Source organism: Glutamicibacter sp. X7 (genome assembly GCF_054889245.1).
Map to the genome: position 1 here is coordinate 3346060 of NZ_CM142678.1, position 16158 is coordinate 3362217.

The window sequence follows — 16158 nt, forward strand, 5'->3', positions numbered from 1 at the left end:
CATACAGAATGTATTGTGTGAACTGGATCACTCAATTGCGCTTGACTGCAAGTTTTCCACAACAGAGAGGGCACCGACAGTGACACTTGGACTGAATTTCGAGGAAAGTCATACAAATTGTCCGGAAGGCTCGCCCCTGACCATTACCCAACTCCTGTCCTTTCCCTCCATGCTGGCCGGGAACCCGCAAGTTTTTGCAGATGATCGGGGACTACGTCGCCCCATCCACTGGGCCCATGTCCTTGAAACCGTTGCCGCAGGAATCCATTTACGCGGTCACGAACTAGTACTCACCACGGGGATCGCGTGGGGAGCGGACATGGACTTTGAGCGATTCGTTAGCGAACTGGTTGAAAGGCACTGCCCCGGACTGGTCTTAGAACTCGGAGAACCTGTGCCACAAGTGCCGGTAGATCTGGTGACCGCGTGTGGAAACGCCGGACTGCCACTCATACTGATGCACCGGCCGGTGGCATTCGTCGACATTACCGAGGCCGTCCATCAACACTTGTTTTCTTGGCAAACCCGACGGCTCGAAGCCGGCGGTGAGGTCAATGACCACTTCACCAAGCTGATGCAGGTCGGTACCCCGGCCGAGTCGGTATTGGAGGACTGCGCACGCATGCTCGGACGCACGGTGGTCATGGAAGATTCCGGTTACAACGTGGTGCACTACTCGTGCCCCGGTGACCTACCGCCAGGGTTCTTCGAGGGTTGGCAACACCGTTCGGCGGCCCAGCACCGTGAAGGAAACCCAACGCGCTATGCAGTGCCGGTAGTAGTTCGCGGCAAGCGCTTCGGTACCTTGCTCACCCCCGAAGATGCTGACCACCCCGCTGGGGTACAACACGTCCTCACCATGGCAGCCACGACGCTGGGCACCGATTTGCTCTATCGCCCCGGACCGCTGCTATGGAAGCTCGGAACGGCCAATCGGCTACTTGATCGGTTACTCAATCACCGCGAACCCGACATGCACCGGTTGCAAACCGAATTCGAGTCTGCTGGATTCCCCACCCGTGGTCGATATCTGCGTGGGTTCGCAATTCAGTTGGCTCCCACGGCTGACCCCCAAGAAGCCCTCGAGGCTTTGAAATATCAGTGGCGCTCCGGTGGCTCAGTCCTTGGAGGCATCGCCCCTGGAGCTCCGAGAGTAGTTTTTGGGCTCTACTCCAGCCCCGAGAGCGCACACCCCGTACCCTCAAGCGAACACTTTCTGCTCCCGCTATATATTGGATCGGTTGCCACGGACCTGCCGCGAGCTTCACTCTCACTTGCCCAAGCACTAGCTGGCCGAGAATTACACCTTCCCGGAACCGGCGATGTGCGCCACGCCGCCGATGACCCCCTAGCGCTACTAGTTCACGAGTTACGGCATGAACCGGCGATCCAGCGCTTGCCACAACACCACCTCGCGCCGATCTTGGCTCTGAAACCAGAACGCCGTGACGATTATCTGCGCGCCTTAGAGTCCTACCTGACGTATCCGACGAATCGTTCGAAAGCCGCAGAACACAGTCACCTTTCCCGCTCGGTGTTTTATCAGCGCTTGGGTGACCTCGAGAAGCTACTCGAAGTGGATTTGGGAAGCTCCACAGCGCTAACCATCCTCTCGCTGTCGCTACATATTTACCGGCACAGCCAAAGCACCTGATCTCAGAGCACAATCGAGTAGCGGATTCGCGAGAAATCGAGCCATTTCAAGTACCGGGCACGCGCGCCGAGTAGTCGACCATCTGCCTAGGTTAGCTCTAGCAATTCATTGCGCATCCGCGGGCTTCGCAGGTCGATGCTCGCCTGTCACGTGCTGGGTGGTGGTCAGGAACGCGCGGGGACTTCCCGCGCCATGCCTCGAGACCGGCTCCCCCGGACTTCGCCAGCCGGTACGCAGCGGCCGCGGACCCAAGGTCCGCGGCCATCCACTCGTTAGCAATCGAGGAGCGAACAATGAAGCGATTATTAGCCACGGCCGCCGTTGCTGCACTTTCGGTACTGGGCGCCGTAGCCCCAGCCAATGCCGCACCGCCTGCCGGGGCCGTCTGTCCAAGCTGGGATACCGGACATCTTGGCGCCGGAGGTGCCACTTCAACCACCATCACGGCTCCGGCTGGCATGGTGATCACTGGAGTCTGCGTAAAGGCGGGTTCTGCGCAGCAAGGTGACGGACCGGAAATTACCTACTACGACCCAGGAGTGACCAGCGTGACGATCTGGCACTCGTCGGGGAAGCAAATCTCGCACTACTCGGTGATGTACTCGGAGGGTGGCCCGGTCAGCTAAGCATCACTTCTTTCCCTATCGGTTTAGTTCCCGGACGTAGCTTGCCCGGGAACTTTGCCGCGCGCTGACCTGTCTTCCACTTCATAAATACGGTCAACGAGACGGCCGGGTTGGCAGCCCTTTGGAGCCGTGGCAGTGCTTCGCCTCATCCTGTGCCAATCTCCGTGGCTCACTCCAATCGGCGGTCCCGCTGCCATCTAGCTCGACAAGAGTCTGCGTGCCAGTGCCCGTCCAAACGTTGCTGATCATTGCCCTGATGTATCCCACCGAGCTGTTCATGGTCCGCAATTACGGTCTTGCCATGGGCTATTCCACGCCGATCATCCAGATGATGCTCAAACTGCCAGCACCCACCGGTGACTTCCAATTGCTTGGGGATCGGGCCATCGGCAATCTGGTCGGTGTGCTTGTGGGTATCCTTGTGGCGTTGGTGGTGGGCGACTGTTGAGCGAGCTAATGAAAAATGTAGTGTTACTGAACCCCAACACCAACACGCGCGCCACAACAATGATGACCACACTGGCCATGCGACACCGCAGTGGTTTCCCGCCGATCACCGTCCGTGGGGCTACCGTTCACAGCGGACCGGCAATGATCACGGAGCCGGTAGCGCTGGCCGCGGCCGCTACGGCCGTCGGTGACCAAGTTAATCTACTCGAGCCAGGGACGATGGATGCGCTGATCATCGCGGCCTTTGGAGACCCGGGACTCGCACAGTTACAGCACTCGCTGGACCTGCCTGTGGTTGGCATCGGGCAGTCCGCCATTTTGGAAGCAGCTCACGCAGGCCGTGCATTCGCTTTGGCCACCACGACTCCTGACCTTGTGGATTCCCTAACCGAGCAAGTTGAGCGCTATGGGTGCTCCGATAGTTTCCGCGGGGTATTCCTGACCGGGGATGGCCCGTTAGTTCTCGCAGCAAATCCGCAGGCACAGCTGGAGCAATTGCGCGAGGCCACACGTGCCGCAGCCGCTCGTGGCGCCGAAGCTGTCGTCATCGCTGGTGGCCCGTTGAGTGACACGGCCCGCCAGCTACGCACTAGCACCACTGTGCAGCTGATCGAGCCGGTTCCGGCAGCGATCGCTCGCGTCGAACGCATGCTATTGCTCCGCTCACAAAAGCGCTGAGGCGATGTTGCTGGGGAATACTCCTCGGCCGTTATCCGTTGCCCCGAAGGTAACCATTGATGGAGCACACGAGGCGCAGACGTACCCAGGATGTCGCCTCACCCGATGGAAGGAACGCCTTGACGGATACATCCACGCAGTCACTCTTCTCCGAGATCTCGCTCGGATCGCTGCAACTTCCCAATCGATTGGTCATGGCGCCGTTGACTAGATTACGCGCCGACGAACGTGGCGTACCGACCGATATTATGGTCGAGCACTACGCTCAGCGCGCCTCACTGGGCCTTATCGTTACCGAAGGCACCTGGCCGACCATAGAAGGGCGCACCTGGATCGGCCAACCGGGCATCGAAACGGACGAACATGTGGCTGGTTGGCGTCGGGTTACCGACGCGGTGCACGCCGCAGGCGGGCGCATCTTCATGCAAATCATGCATGGTGGGCGTATCTCCCACGAATTGCTGACCGGCACCGGTCGGATTGTGGCCCCGAGTGCTGTGGCCGCCCCGGATCCCATCCGTACCCCGGAAGGCAAAGCCGACGCGCCCGTGCCCCATGCGCTGGAGGTCGAAGAAATCACCGAGGTAATCGCCGGGTTCGTGAAGGCAGCACAAAACGCGATTGACGCTGGCATGGACGGGGTGCAGATCCATGGCGCCAACGGTTATCTACTGCACCAGTTCACCTCCCCAACCTCGAACCAACGCACCGACGCCTATGGCGGTTCTCCACAGAATCGCGCCAAGTTGAGCATCGAGGTTGCCCGTGCCGTTGCCGAACGTATCGGCGGCGAGCGCACCAGTATCCGGCTCTCCCCGCAGCACAATATTCAGGGCGCGCTGGAGACCGACGATGCAGATGCACTAGCTACCTATGAAGCACTAGCCGCCGGGCTGGCCCCACTGGGGTTGGCCTTTGTCGATGTGCTCAGCGCCAATCCTGCCGGGGAACTCGTGCAGACGATACGGCGTCTTGCCCAAGCGCCCTTGGTGCTAAATACGGGCTTTGGTGAACAGACCACACGCCAGCAGGCCACCGGCCTGCTCGAGTCAGGTGCCGCGGATGCGGTCGCGGTCGGCCGCGCAGCCATCGCGAATCCCGACCTCGTGCATCGTTGGAGTCAAGACCTGGCCGAAAACGCGGCAGACCCGACGACGTTCTACGTCGGCGAACAGGCCGGATATACCGACTATCCGACGTTCGCGGAACTCAACTAAGACCATCTCTGCAGATGCTCGCCCGCAATAGGGCGAGCATCTGGGTTCATCGACGCGACACTACGGCGCCGAGCTCCGGAGGAAATCACCGAGTTTCGTTTCTTCGGTCTGTCCAGGTCCGATCAGAAACGTTCCACTCGCCGTTGTCCTCGTGAAGTTCATCAGGTCATCCAGTTCGTCCATCCGGTGCTGCGTCGCAGTAAACGTTCGCAGTTCGGATTGGAAGGAAATAAAGAGCAGACCCTGGTCGTCGGAGCTATTGAAGTACGAGTAACCCCGACGAAGCATTAACCCCTTGGCCCCGCTGGGTAAGGGATGAGCCCTGCGCACATGAGCTCCCAACGGAATATCTACTTCGCCGGCAGGAGACTTTGAATGCAGGTTCGGATCATCTTCGCGCGAGCCACCAGACAGCGGCGCCCCATTCTTACGCCGACGGCCAACAGCCTGCTCCTGTTCTTCGAGCGTCAGCGCGGCAAATCTGGCCACATCGATTGGCATTCTACGCACCACCGCGATCGTCGCTCCCCGAAGACGTTCGGGTTCCTGAAGCCACACCAAATCATCGAGTTCCGCATCGCCCCGCGGAACGCTCACCCCGTCGTGGAAACCCAGTAAATTCCGCGCCGCTCCATTGTCCAGTGCGCCGCGAAACCCCTGTGCCGACCAATTTTTCACGCTCTTATCCGCCAAGTAATCTTCGACCCGAGCCTGGACGAGCGAGGTGACCATCTGATCGTCAGAACAAAGCTGAATGAACAGGTCGCCTTGTTTCAGCCCCGGCGACTCGAACTGTTCTCGCTGGAAGTCTGGCAGCATTTGGCTACCCGGAGAAGCTTCGGATAGGAATTCACGAATCACCCGTGGCCCGACCCCGACAGTAAGCGTCAACTTGGCCGGTTCGGTGTCAGCCAGCATGCCTCCCTCGATCGCATCGACCGCGATGTTGCCCAACTTGTCCAGAATCTCGGGCACCTGCGCCATCGTGAGAACATCAAAAATGCTCACCGTGACATTTTGCTGCCGTGGCGAGGGCGAAGTAATTCCTGGTTGACGCGCCCCGAATGGTGACACGCGCTCGGGCCCGGCAGCTACATGCGACACCGTTTCCGTTTGGTTTGAGCCAGCGAGATTTCGTCCGACGGCGAAGGATACGGCCGACGTTCCGGCCAGGACGCCGGTGGTCAACAAGCGGCGCCGTGTGGGTCTGATTCCTGGTTCTTTGCTCATCTGACTGTTCAGGTTTTCGCGTGTGCCATGGTCGTGGGACAAGGGACTGTTACTCCGTATACTTCGACTAGCCGGTAGCCCCTCCGGCCACTACCCGACGACAACGATGGGATGAGACCTAGGTGAGAATACGGCGGACATTGGTAGCCATGCTAGTCGGTGGATCCCTCGTACTGTCGGGTTGCAGCGCAACGGAACCTACACCGCGCCCGAATTCCAGTGGCCCACAGACGATTTCGGTGCCGGCAATGGCATCGAGCATCCAAGAAGCAGTCGATGCAGCCCGTCCGGGTGACACCATCGAAATCTCGCCCGGAACCTACAACGAATCCGTCGTGGTGCGCGGCGATGACATCGTTCTTCGGGGTACGGACCGCAACAGCGTAGTTCTCGATGGCGGCGACGCTAAAAGCAATGGCGTTGTCGTCACTGGTGATCACGTACGCGTCGAAAACCTGACGGTGAAGAACTACACCCTCAACGGCGTATTGGTTACGGGCATGGCCACCGAAGAAGGCGGGCTAGCGCGCGGCAGTGATGGCTACCAGAGGCTTGACCCGGAAAAATTCCCACCGGTTGATGGCTTTGCCGTGCGTTACGTCTCCGCATACAACAATGGGCTTTACGGTGTTTACGCATTTGACGCGCAGAATGGCATCCTCGAACACAATTATGCGTCGGGAAGCGCGGACTCCGGACTTTACGTGGGACAGTGCAGTTCCTGTAATGTCCTCGTGCGGAATAACGTCGCCGAGTCGAATGCGGTCGGCTACGAGCAGACCAACGCCTCAAACACCGTGACCGTGATCAATAATAGGTTCACCGGTAACCGCCTTGGGATGACGTTATTGTCCGATTACCAGGAGGCCTTCATCCCTCTGCGAACCTCCGTCGTTGCCGGGAATTTCATTGGGCAAAGTAACAATCCCGATACTCCTGCCCACGGCGAGGGAGGGTATGGTCTGGGGATCGGCGTTTCGGGAGCTACCGATGTGAAGATCTTGAAAAACCGCATCACTGATAATCCGGTCGCAGGCATCGAGATCACCTCCACCGAGGACCTAGCGCCAACCGACATCCACGTGCGCGAGGACCACTTCGAGAATAATCACTTGGATCTGGCCTATACCGCCTCGACGCGCTCACCGGGTTCAGGTAACTGTCTAGACGATGCATCCCTGAGCACTTCTCCAAAGAATCTAGCGAAGCTATGGGACTGCAATACCGGAAGTTCTGCGGCGGCCGGAGAGCCTCTCCCCGCGCCCGAGGTGCCCCGCGGTATCTCCTACCGAAAAATTGCCCCCGGCCCGGCGCAGCCCACTGCACCGCAGGACGATTCCTTCACCTGGGATTCGATCACCGAGCCTTCGCTCGATGCACTAGAGGTTCCGGGCACGGACCTCTTTGAAGATCTGGTTCGGAAAGGCAGTAACTGATGCCTCGACGCCTACAACCACTCGCCGCGTGCCTTTCGATTGCTGCACTGCTGGCAGTCAGTTCCTGTAGTGCTTCGTCAACAGAATTCGGTCAGATGGAACCGTCCATCGTCAGCATGGAGCAGGCTGAGCAACTCTCCGTGATGCGCCTGAATAACTACGAGCTTGGGATAGCGCGTTTCACAATGTCCCTCCCAGACAAGGGCCGACAAGCGTGGCTGCAAGGTCGCGTCGACCTCGTTGAACATACTGGCTACGCAAATATGACCACCAACGGTGCGGGTAACGCCTATTCCTTGCTCGTCTGGACCGAGAATCAGATTGCTGAGCTTCCGGCGCAGAATACCGAGCTACCCACCCAACCGCCAGCAAGCAGAGCATGGTCCTTGCGTGATCTCGACCCTCATGCCGGACTACCCGACTCGGCATTGAATTTCCTGCTCCAGTTGGCTTCAGATCGCCCTGAAAACGCATTACTCCTGCGCCAAAACGGCGCGCAGTATCACGGCCAAACGGTCATCGAGGGGCAAGAAGTATCGGTCTATACCGGCCCCGGAACGAACCACAAGCCATCTGACAACATCACTTACTTTGTATCCTCCGACGCACGGCTCATGAAGGTCGAAGCGCGGCTAGGTGACTCGAGCAATCCTGTCGTCATCAACTTCGAAGGCGCCGAGGAAACTCCCATCGAGCTTCCTGCCCTAGGGAACAGTTCTAAGTAGGCGCAGCCCCGGGGAGTAGCAATCCGCACGTGCCATTTTTCCGGCTGGTTCGCACGCGATCCCGTTCAGGCGTAATTGCTCAGTCCCTATCGATGCACCCAACTTCAAGGAGCGTCTAGTAAAAAACCTATAAAACTACAGCTATTCTGAGGGCATATTTTACAGTAAGGACTCGTCACAATTAAGAGTTGCGGCCAACCTCTACTCCAGTTGCCCTAAATCCGTCAAATATTCGGTCACATTCGACAACTAGCTGCGTTTATCCACTATACATAGCAGTTATTGACAGGTGCTACAGCGCTGAGCAAAGACCATTGAACCATACGGACGGTGACATAAATGATCGAACTGCAACAACTCCGCGAGCTCGCAAATAGGGTGGAAGATAGGCAAGCCGACCTCGATGCGGCTCGTGAAAATCTCCACGACGCCATTTGCATGGCGCTGTCCAAAGGCGTAGACGCGGCATCCGTTGCAAAGTGGTCAGGCGTCTCAAAGCCGTATGTGTATCAGATCCGAAGCAATAGCAAACGATCATCTGCCCATGGAAAAGCGAAGCTTTCATGACCACATCCGGGTACAGCGTTACTTCAGTGAGAAGCCACTGACCCTCCCATTTCAGGCTCCCTAGCGGTCTTATTGGATTCCCCTGGCAGGCTGACTTTGAAGCCATAGGAGTCCAGTCCCACAGAAGGTCCCGAACTGCAAATACAATCGCAAGCCTTTGCATTGGGTGAGTCTTTTCTGCCCGGAACCCTGCTGGAGAAAGCCACAACTCGAAGGCGCTCTCGCTCTCGACAGAGGCCCGGTGAAATGCTACTTGGGGGAGCATTTCACCGGGCCTCTAGCCTGCATTCCGTCGCTATCGTCGCCTACTGACTATGGGGAACCTTAACGACTTTCACGAGCACACAACACCAACTCGAACCAAGTCAATCTTCAGTGGTAACAGTAAACTTCCCCGCTCGAGTCATGGTGTGCCTTGTTCGACCGCGCTTGGGGGAACGGACAAACAATACGGAATATTATGAAGCAGCGCTGCTTCATTAGGTGAGAAACTATGCACATGATGCATTTATGTCAACACTTTAAGGATGAACCATTCTGGCCAGCTAACTTTAGCCAATAAGGAGAGCTCAACAAACAGGGGCGGAAGAACAATCAATTAACTTCACAGACGGCCACGACCCAAAAAGTCGGTCGTAGGCACTGGCAATATTGGGCAATTAAATCGTTGATGATCATTGATCCCGAAAACCACACGGGCCTGAGTACGCAACTAATTTGCAACCCATGTCCGCGGCGACGAGACCGGGCTCGTCATCCCAGCTCCCGCGGCACAATGCATGGCAGACTGCGCAGTCATCGGCAAGGAATGGCACATAGACTAGACGCCGCCGGGGCCGTTCCTTCAAACTTTGCGCCCGCCAGTCATGGGGCGGAACTGACTAGTTCGTTTACATGCTGCGAGTAATGAAGACTCGGTCTGATTCGCTGGAAAATGTGTATCTCCTCGACCCGATAACGCTCAAATGCGAGCAGACTCTTATAGTTTCGCGAGCGATCCATAGGGGGTACGAGCGCAGACTTCCAAGTCAAAGAAGCTGTCACTTGATCTCGGCACTACAAGGTAATTTGTGTGGCCCGGTCTAAGCATCTCGCTGCATAGTTTGAACTACGTTGTACCCAAAAAGATGCCTCCTTTCAAAGGTTCAAATAGGTCGTTGCAGGCGACTAATTGTGCAGCTGACTCACTCGCAACCTGTAGCACGAGTATGACTAGATTCAGCGACCCTGTGCATACTATCGACAGGGCGCCGCAGCTCGGCTGACCGGATGGACAAGTGGAGTCACGAGGCTGCTTTCGAAGCGCCTAGTCTCACTAGGTTTTGGCTATACTACTGGGGGTAGGACCCGGATGGGTCCTACCCCCAGTAGAGGTTTTCAATGCTGTCTACGTTCCTTAGGAGTTCTTCCTCCGGCTACGAAGGAGCATTGTGCCGAGACCGGCAAGCAAAACACCCAACGCACCTGCAGCTATCAAACCGGCGGTCACACCAGTTTCAGGAAGCTTCGGCGTCTTGGGGGTCTCCGGCTTCGGCTGTTCCGGCTTCGGCTGTTCAGGCTTCGGCTGCGGAGTACCTTGCTTGGAAACACCAGCATCGATATCAGTGCGATCGTTCGGCTCCTCGCCACCAACAGTCACGTTCTCCACGACACCATCAGCGTTCGGATCCGAATCCTTCGCAGAATCCTCACCCTCACCCGGCATCGTAAAGACATAACCCTCAGGCAGGTCAGAGAACTTCACCTGGTAAGTGCCGCACTCAACCTCGTCGAACGAGTACTTACCCTCAGCGTCGGTCTTCACCTCAGCGATGACCTTACCGTCCGCATCGATCAGGGTGACAGTAACGTCCTTGATACCCTGCTCGTCAGCGTCCTGGACACCGTTGTTGTTCGCATCAACCCAGACGAAGTCACCAATCGAGCACACCTCAACCGGAGCCGGTGGAACAACACCAGCATCCACATCAGTACGATCGTTCGGCTCCTCGCCACCAACAGTCACGTTCTCCACGACACCATCAGCGTTCGGATCCGAATCCTTCGCAGAATCCTCACCCTCACCCGGCATCGTAAAGACATAACCCTCAGGCAGATCCGAGAACTGAACACGATAAGTACCGCACTCAATACCCGAGAACACATACAGACCATTGGCATCAGTGGTCAACGGCTCAACACCCTCAACCGGAGTGCCATCAGCATTCAGCAGAGTAACGGTCACACCCTCAACCGGGGCCTCACCCTCATCCTGAACACCATTGCCATTCTCATCAACCCAGACATAGTCACCAATCGAACACACCTCAGCAGCCGGCGGAACAATACCCGCGTCCACATCAGTACGATCGTTCGGCACCTCGCCACCAACAGTCACGTTCTCCACGACACCATCAGTGTTCGGATCCGAATCCTTCGCAGAATCCTCACCCTCACCCGGAGTCGTAAAGACATAACCCTCAGGCAGATCAGAGAACTTCACCTGATAGGTACCGCACTCAATACCCGAGAACACATACATGCCGTTCTCATCGGTAACGACGGGGGCAACTCCAGTTGGGTTTCCGTCAGCATCCAACAAGGTCACAGTCACACCTTCGACTCCAACCTCGTCAGCGTCCTGGACACCGTTGCTGTTCTCATCCACCCAGACATAGTCACCAATCGAGCACACCTCAACCGGAGCCTGCGGAACAACACCAGCGTCGATTGTTAGGTCCTCGTTCGGCTCTTCGCCGCCGACAATGATGTCGTCAGTTAGTCCATCCGAGTTCGGGTTTGAATCAACTGTGGAGTCATTGCCAGAATTTGGCGTGGTGAACTCGGTGCCTTCAGGTATATCGCTGAATCGAACCTTGTAGGTACCACATTCGATCTCATCGAAGACGTACCCGCCACTGACATTGGTAGTGGTGGTATCGACCGTCTGACCCTGTGCATCAATAAGAGTTACAGTCACGTTCGGTACGCCGTTCTCATCGGCGCCTTGCGTACCATCCTTATCGACATCGAACCAAACGAAGTCACCGATACGGCACTTGTCTGGGTCCGGTAGCACCTCGGTCTCAATTACACCGGCATCAACTGTCAGGTCCTCAGCAGGCTGTTCTCCACCGACCGTTACCGGGTCCGTCAGACCCTGCTCGTTCGGGTTTGAATCAACTGCGGGGTCATTGCCAGAAGTTTGCGTAGTGAACTCGGTACCTTCAGGGAGATTCTCGAACTGTACTCGGTACGTGCCGCACTCCAGGTTCTCGAACAGGTATTTGCCTTCTGCATCAGTAATCTGTGCCGGAACACCGGCGACCGGGTTGCTGTCTGCATCTAGCAAGGTCACTGATACGCCCGGAACGGCAGCTTCTCCAGCGTCTTGGATGCCATCCTTATCGGCGTCGTACCATACGAAGTCACCAATAGTGCACTTCTGAACTGGAACTACTGGCTGAACCAAGCCTGCGTCGATGTCTGTGCGATCGTTGGGCTCTTCGCCTCCGACAACCACATTTTCAACGATGCCTTCCTCGCTCGGATCCGAATCAATCGTTGAGTCATCGCCCTCACTGGTACCAGTGAAGTTATATCCCTCGGGTTGTTCGAACGTAACGGTGTAGGTTCCGCAGTCGATGTTGGCGAACAAGTACTTGCCGTTGACATCGGTCTCAACCGTGGTGACGGTTTCTCCGTCAGCGTTGACGAGGGTTACAGTGACGCCTTCAGCGCCAGCTTCACCTTCATCCTGAATACCGTCCTTGTCCAGGTCGTACCAGACGAAGTCACCAATCGAACACACCTCAGCAGCCGGCGGAACAATACCCGCGTCCACATCAGTACGATCGTTCGGCACCTCGCCACCAACAGTGAACTCATCAGTCACACCAACAGTCGGGTCATCCTCAGAAGGAACCGGATCGGAATCAACACCCTCATCCTCACCCGCATTCGGGGCAGTGAACGTATTACCCTCCGGCAGATCCGAGAACTGAACACGATAAGTACCGCACTCAATACCCGAGAACACATACAGACCATTGGCATCAGTGGTCAACGGCTCAACACCCTCAACCGGAGTGCCATCAGCATTCAGCAGAGTAACGGTCACACCCTCAACCGGGGCCTCACCCTCATCCTGAACACCATTGCCATTCTCATCAACCCAGACATAGTCACCAATCGAACACACCTCAGCAGCCGGCGGAACAATACCCGCGTCCACATCAGTACGATCGTTCGGCACCTCGCCACCAACAGTGAACTCATCAGTCACACCAACAGTCGGGTCATCCTCAGAAGGAACCGGATCGGAATCAACACCCTCATCCTCACCCGCATTCGGGGCAGTGAACGTATTACCCTCCGGCAGATCCGAGAACTGAACACGATAAGTACCGCACTCAATACCCGAGAACACATACAGACCATTGGCATCAGTGGTCAACGGCTCAACACCCTCAACCGGAGTGCCATCAGCATTCAGCAGAGTAACGGTCACACCCTCAACCGGGGCCTCACCCTCATCCTGAACACCATTGCCATTCTCATCAACCCAGACATAGTCACCAATCGAACACACCTCAGCAGCCGGCGGAACAATACCCGCGTCCACATCAGTACGATCGTTCGGCACCTCGCCACCAACAGTGAACTCATCAGTCACACCAACAGTCGGGTCATCCTCAGAAGGAACCGGATCGGAATCAACACCCTCATCCTCACCCGCATTCGGGGCAGTGAACGTATTACCCTCCGGCAGATCCGAGAACTGAACACGATAAGTACCGCACTCAATACCCGAGAACACATACAGACCATTGGCATCAGTGGTCAACGGCTCAACACCCTCAACCGGAGTGCCATCAGCATTCAGCAGAGTAACGGTCACACCCTCAACCGGGGCCTCACCCTCATCCTGAACACCATTGCCATTCTCATCAACCCAGACGAAGTCACCAATCGAACACACCTCAGCAGCCGGCGGAACAATACCCGCGTCCACATCAGTACGATCGTTCGGCACCTCGCCACCAACAGTGAACTCATCAGTCACACCAACAGTCGGGTCATCCTCAGAAGGAACCGGATCGGAATCAACACCCTCATCCTCACCCGCATTCGGGGCAGTGAACGTATTACCCTCCGGCAGATCCGAGAACTGAACACGATAAGTACCGCACTCAATACCCGAGAACACATACAGACCATTGGCATCAGTGGTCAACGGCTCAACACCCTCAACCGGAGTGCCATCAGCATTCAGCAGAGTAACGGTCACACCCTCAACCGGGGCCTCACCCTCATCCTGAACACCATTGCCATTCTCATCAACCCAGACGAAGTCACCAATCGAACACACCTCAGCAGCCGGGACAAACCCGGCGTCGTAGGTGTGGTTCGCACCGCTTGTAGGCGTCACCAATTCAATCGTCGGCACGCCCTGCTCGTCGAGCACTGCGTTCGAGTCGATTGCAGTGTTTTCTCCCGCGAGTTCGGTCGTCAGCTCCAAGCCTTCAGCCGTGGTTCCGGCAGTTTCGAAATGCAGGGAACACTCAACATTCTGTGCCAAGCCACCGTCGACATTCGAGTCGTTGAAGTAGTATTCGCCGTCCTCATTCGTCGTGGTCGTGGCCGTAGTGGTGCCGCAGGTCAAGGTGACCACGACCCCGGAAACCGATTCCTCGTCGGCGTCCTGCACTCCGTCGCGATCGGTATCGATCCACACGCGGTTACCGACCTCTACGTGATCGGCGACGAGGGCATCGAGATCTCCCAGCCCTGAAGCCTTACCCATGGATCCATCGCGGGTGAAACCGCCGTCTTGGGTCCAGGAACTATTTATCGTCGCCCAACCATTGCCGTCTTTACCGCCATACTGACCGGTGGCGTTCTCGTAGAAACGGAAACCGTTGGTCCAGATTGCGTCTCCTACGTCAAAACCAGTACCGACGAAATCAACGAAGCCTGGAATCTGCAATACAGCACCGAGAGCGATCTGATCGTGTGCTCGAACCCCGTTAGCATCTACGAACTCGTCGTCGTAGTACTCACCGCCATCAACTCCAATACCGTTGTTGGGGAAGGCGCCAGTGGTACCACCGCACGAAGCGTTTGACTCGAGCGCGAAACTTCCGTCGCCGGTGGCACAGGCACGAAGAAGCTCACCGGCAGTGGCCGACGAATAGGGATCGTCCGTGTTATCCGTCGGGTGACCTGCTTGGTAGCCCGCTTGATCACCGAACCGGTCCTTAACAGCAACCGTAAGATCCCCGTTCTCATCGAATCCGATATCGGAGACCAGTGGTTGTGGGTAAGCGATCCACTCTTCAGTTGAGCCCTGCCAAATAGCTGCCGGGTCATCGGTCCACGCGTGCCAATTTGCGGTGGGGTCCGGTGCCACGTTGAACGCAGTACCGCGTTCGTAGTCCATCGGTACTTCAAGAACGGGGCCGGTCCCAACGAGAGTGCCGTCCAGCGCCAACTCGAAAATATATCCACGCAGGTCTGCTTCGGTTGGTCCAGCGCAGGTACCGCTGACCCAGACACTTCCGTCATGGACAGATACCCCAAATGGCCTAACATTCTCCGAAGCGCAACTGGCTCCGGGAAGAGAGGACAAGTCAGCGATCGCTGCCGGCTCACCGGCAACTGGCGTTCCGCTACTCATGTCTACGGGCACCTGATACAGCGACTTATCGTTCAAGTTAACCGCGTAGAGCGCATCAAATGAAGGAGTCGCGGCAAGGCCACCCAGTCCGATCTTGCCGATCTCTGGCCAGGCGGCCATGTCATGGAACCAGTCATAGGCCGCTGGCCCCGCTTCCGACCCAAGAGGACGCGGATCGGTTCCCACATTTGGGATCGTGGCAAAGACCGAAGCATTCGGGTCTGCAGCGGTATCAGTGAGGTAGATTGCGCCAAGGCCGCCTGGGCCGGTAATGACGTGGCGCTTGAACAGCGCGGAGCTGGCAACGTGGTTTTCGCCAAGATTCGCGATGCCCCAGATCGCGCCGGTCTGCGCCACGGTGGCTTCCGTCGTTGCGCCACGTTGATCACCGCGGTCGCCATACAGCATCGAACCGATGCTGCGCTGGGTTGACGGGTCGATCCAGTTCGTCGTGTTTTCAGTAGCCTGTGCCCGTTGCTCGGCCCAAACTAAGGGCGGATTATCATCGGCTGGCTGCCCGGGGATGACGAAGCCGACATCTGCGGTTTTACCCGGTGCCACGAACTGGACTGTGGAACCTGCGGTAGCACCGTCGATTCCAACTGGTGCTGGCGCGTATCCATCAGGGGTAGAGAATTCTAGGCGAACCTCAACCGAATCATCGGCGGTATCGACGTCAAGCACATAGTTGCCGTCGGCCGAAGTAACTGCCGTGCCGGCTTCCTGACCTTCGCTTCCGAAGGCAGTAACCTGAACGCCTTCGAGACCGCTTTCCCCTGCGTCGTATTGACCGTTGGAGTTCCTGTCATTGAAAGCAGAACCGGTAATTTGTCCCTGTGCTGCATTGGCAGCGGCTGGAACTAAGCTACTCGCAAACAATCCCAAGACGAGCACGGCGGCTGTTGATGCAGCGCGTG

10 protein-coding genes are annotated in these 16158 nt (G+C 57.1%); 8 read left to right on the plus strand and 2 right to left on the minus strand.

From position 1 onward, the window contains the following. Window positions 1–79 precede the first annotated feature (79 nt). The 5 genes from ACYU0X_RS15900 (at window position 80) to ACYU0X_RS15920 (ending at window position 4625) form a co-directional block, all read left to right on the plus strand. The gene (locus tag ACYU0X_RS15900) at window positions 80–1654 is read left to right on the plus strand and encodes a PucR family transcriptional regulator ligand-binding domain-containing protein (protein ID WP_418907735.1); all 1575 of its coding nucleotides are present in this window, start codon (window positions 80–82) and stop codon (window positions 1652–1654) included. Between the two features lie 293 nt (window positions 1655–1947). Then, window positions 1948–2280, plus strand: a complete 333-nt coding sequence (locus tag ACYU0X_RS15905; protein WP_418907736.1) for a hypothetical protein — start codon at window positions 1948–1950, stop codon at window positions 2278–2280. Between the two features lie 223 nt (window positions 2281–2503). Further along, window positions 2504–2728, plus strand: a complete 225-nt coding sequence (locus tag ACYU0X_RS15910) for an FUSC family protein (protein WP_418907737.1) — start codon at window positions 2504–2506, stop codon at window positions 2726–2728. A gap of 8 nt (window positions 2729–2736) precedes the next feature. Further along, complete coding sequence (locus ACYU0X_RS15915; RefSeq protein ID WP_418907738.1) at window positions 2737–3408, plus strand: aspartate/glutamate racemase family protein; 672 nt, start codon at window positions 2737–2739, stop codon at window positions 3406–3408. A 119-nt stretch (window positions 3409–3527) separates the two neighbouring features. Then, window positions 3528–4625, plus strand: a complete 1098-nt coding sequence (locus tag ACYU0X_RS15920; protein WP_418907739.1) for an alkene reductase — start codon at window positions 3528–3530, stop codon at window positions 4623–4625. Window positions 4626–4685: 60 nt separating this feature from the next. Here ACYU0X_RS15920 and ACYU0X_RS15925 read toward each other — a convergent pair whose 3' ends face one another. Beyond that, a complete protein-coding gene (locus ACYU0X_RS15925; RefSeq protein WP_418907740.1) occupies window positions 4686–5855 on the minus strand; it encodes a Dyp-type peroxidase in 1170 nt (389 codons plus the stop codon). A gap of 248 nt (window positions 5856–6103) precedes the next feature. Between ACYU0X_RS15925 and ACYU0X_RS15930 the strand changes: the two genes are divergently transcribed. From ACYU0X_RS15930 to ACYU0X_RS15940, 3 genes are all read left to right on the plus strand, one after another. Then, window positions 6104–7291 (plus strand): right-handed parallel beta-helix repeat-containing protein, encoded by a 1188-nt coding sequence (locus ACYU0X_RS15930; protein ID WP_418907741.1) that lies wholly within the window; start codon window positions 6104–6106, stop codon window positions 7289–7291. 95 nt (window positions 7292–7386) lie between these two features. After that, the gene (locus ACYU0X_RS15935; RefSeq protein ID WP_418907742.1) at window positions 7387–8016 is read left to right on the plus strand and encodes a hypothetical protein; all 630 of its coding nucleotides are present in this window, start codon (window positions 7387–7389) and stop codon (window positions 8014–8016) included. Window positions 8017–8355: 339 nt separating this feature from the next. Continuing rightward, the gene (locus tag ACYU0X_RS15940; RefSeq protein WP_418907743.1) at window positions 8356–8583 is read left to right on the plus strand and encodes a hypothetical protein; all 228 of its coding nucleotides are present in this window, start codon (window positions 8356–8358) and stop codon (window positions 8581–8583) included. Window positions 8584–9979: 1396 nt separating this feature from the next. Here ACYU0X_RS15940 and ACYU0X_RS15945 read toward each other — a convergent pair. Next, entirely contained in the window at window positions 9980–16135 is a 6156-nt protein-coding gene (locus tag ACYU0X_RS15945) for an SdrD B-like domain-containing protein (protein ID WP_461901678.1), read from the minus strand. Window positions 16136–16158: the final 23 nt, after the last annotated feature.

Excerpts from the sequence above, each read along its gene's own strand:
- ACYU0X_RS15925 (WP_418907740.1), bottom strand. The coding sequence starts at position 5,855 with ATGAGCAAAGAACCAGGAATCAGACCCACACGGCGCCGCTTGTTGACC.
- ACYU0X_RS15915 (WP_418907738.1), top strand. The coding sequence starts at position 2,737 with ATGAAAAATGTAGTGTTACTGAACCCCAACACCAACACGCGCGCCACA.
- ACYU0X_RS15930 (WP_418907741.1), top strand. The coding sequence starts at position 6,104 with ATGGCATCGAGCATCCAAGAAGCAGTCGATGCAGCCCGTCCGGGTGAC.
- ACYU0X_RS15905 (WP_418907736.1), top strand. The coding sequence starts at position 1,948 with ATGAAGCGATTATTAGCCACGGCCGCCGTTGCTGCACTTTCGGTACTG.
- ACYU0X_RS15935 (WP_418907742.1), top strand. The coding sequence starts at position 7,387 with ATGGAACCGTCCATCGTCAGCATGGAGCAGGCTGAGCAACTCTCCGTG.
- ACYU0X_RS15940 (WP_418907743.1), top strand. The coding sequence starts at position 8,356 with ATGATCGAACTGCAACAACTCCGCGAGCTCGCAAATAGGGTGGAAGAT.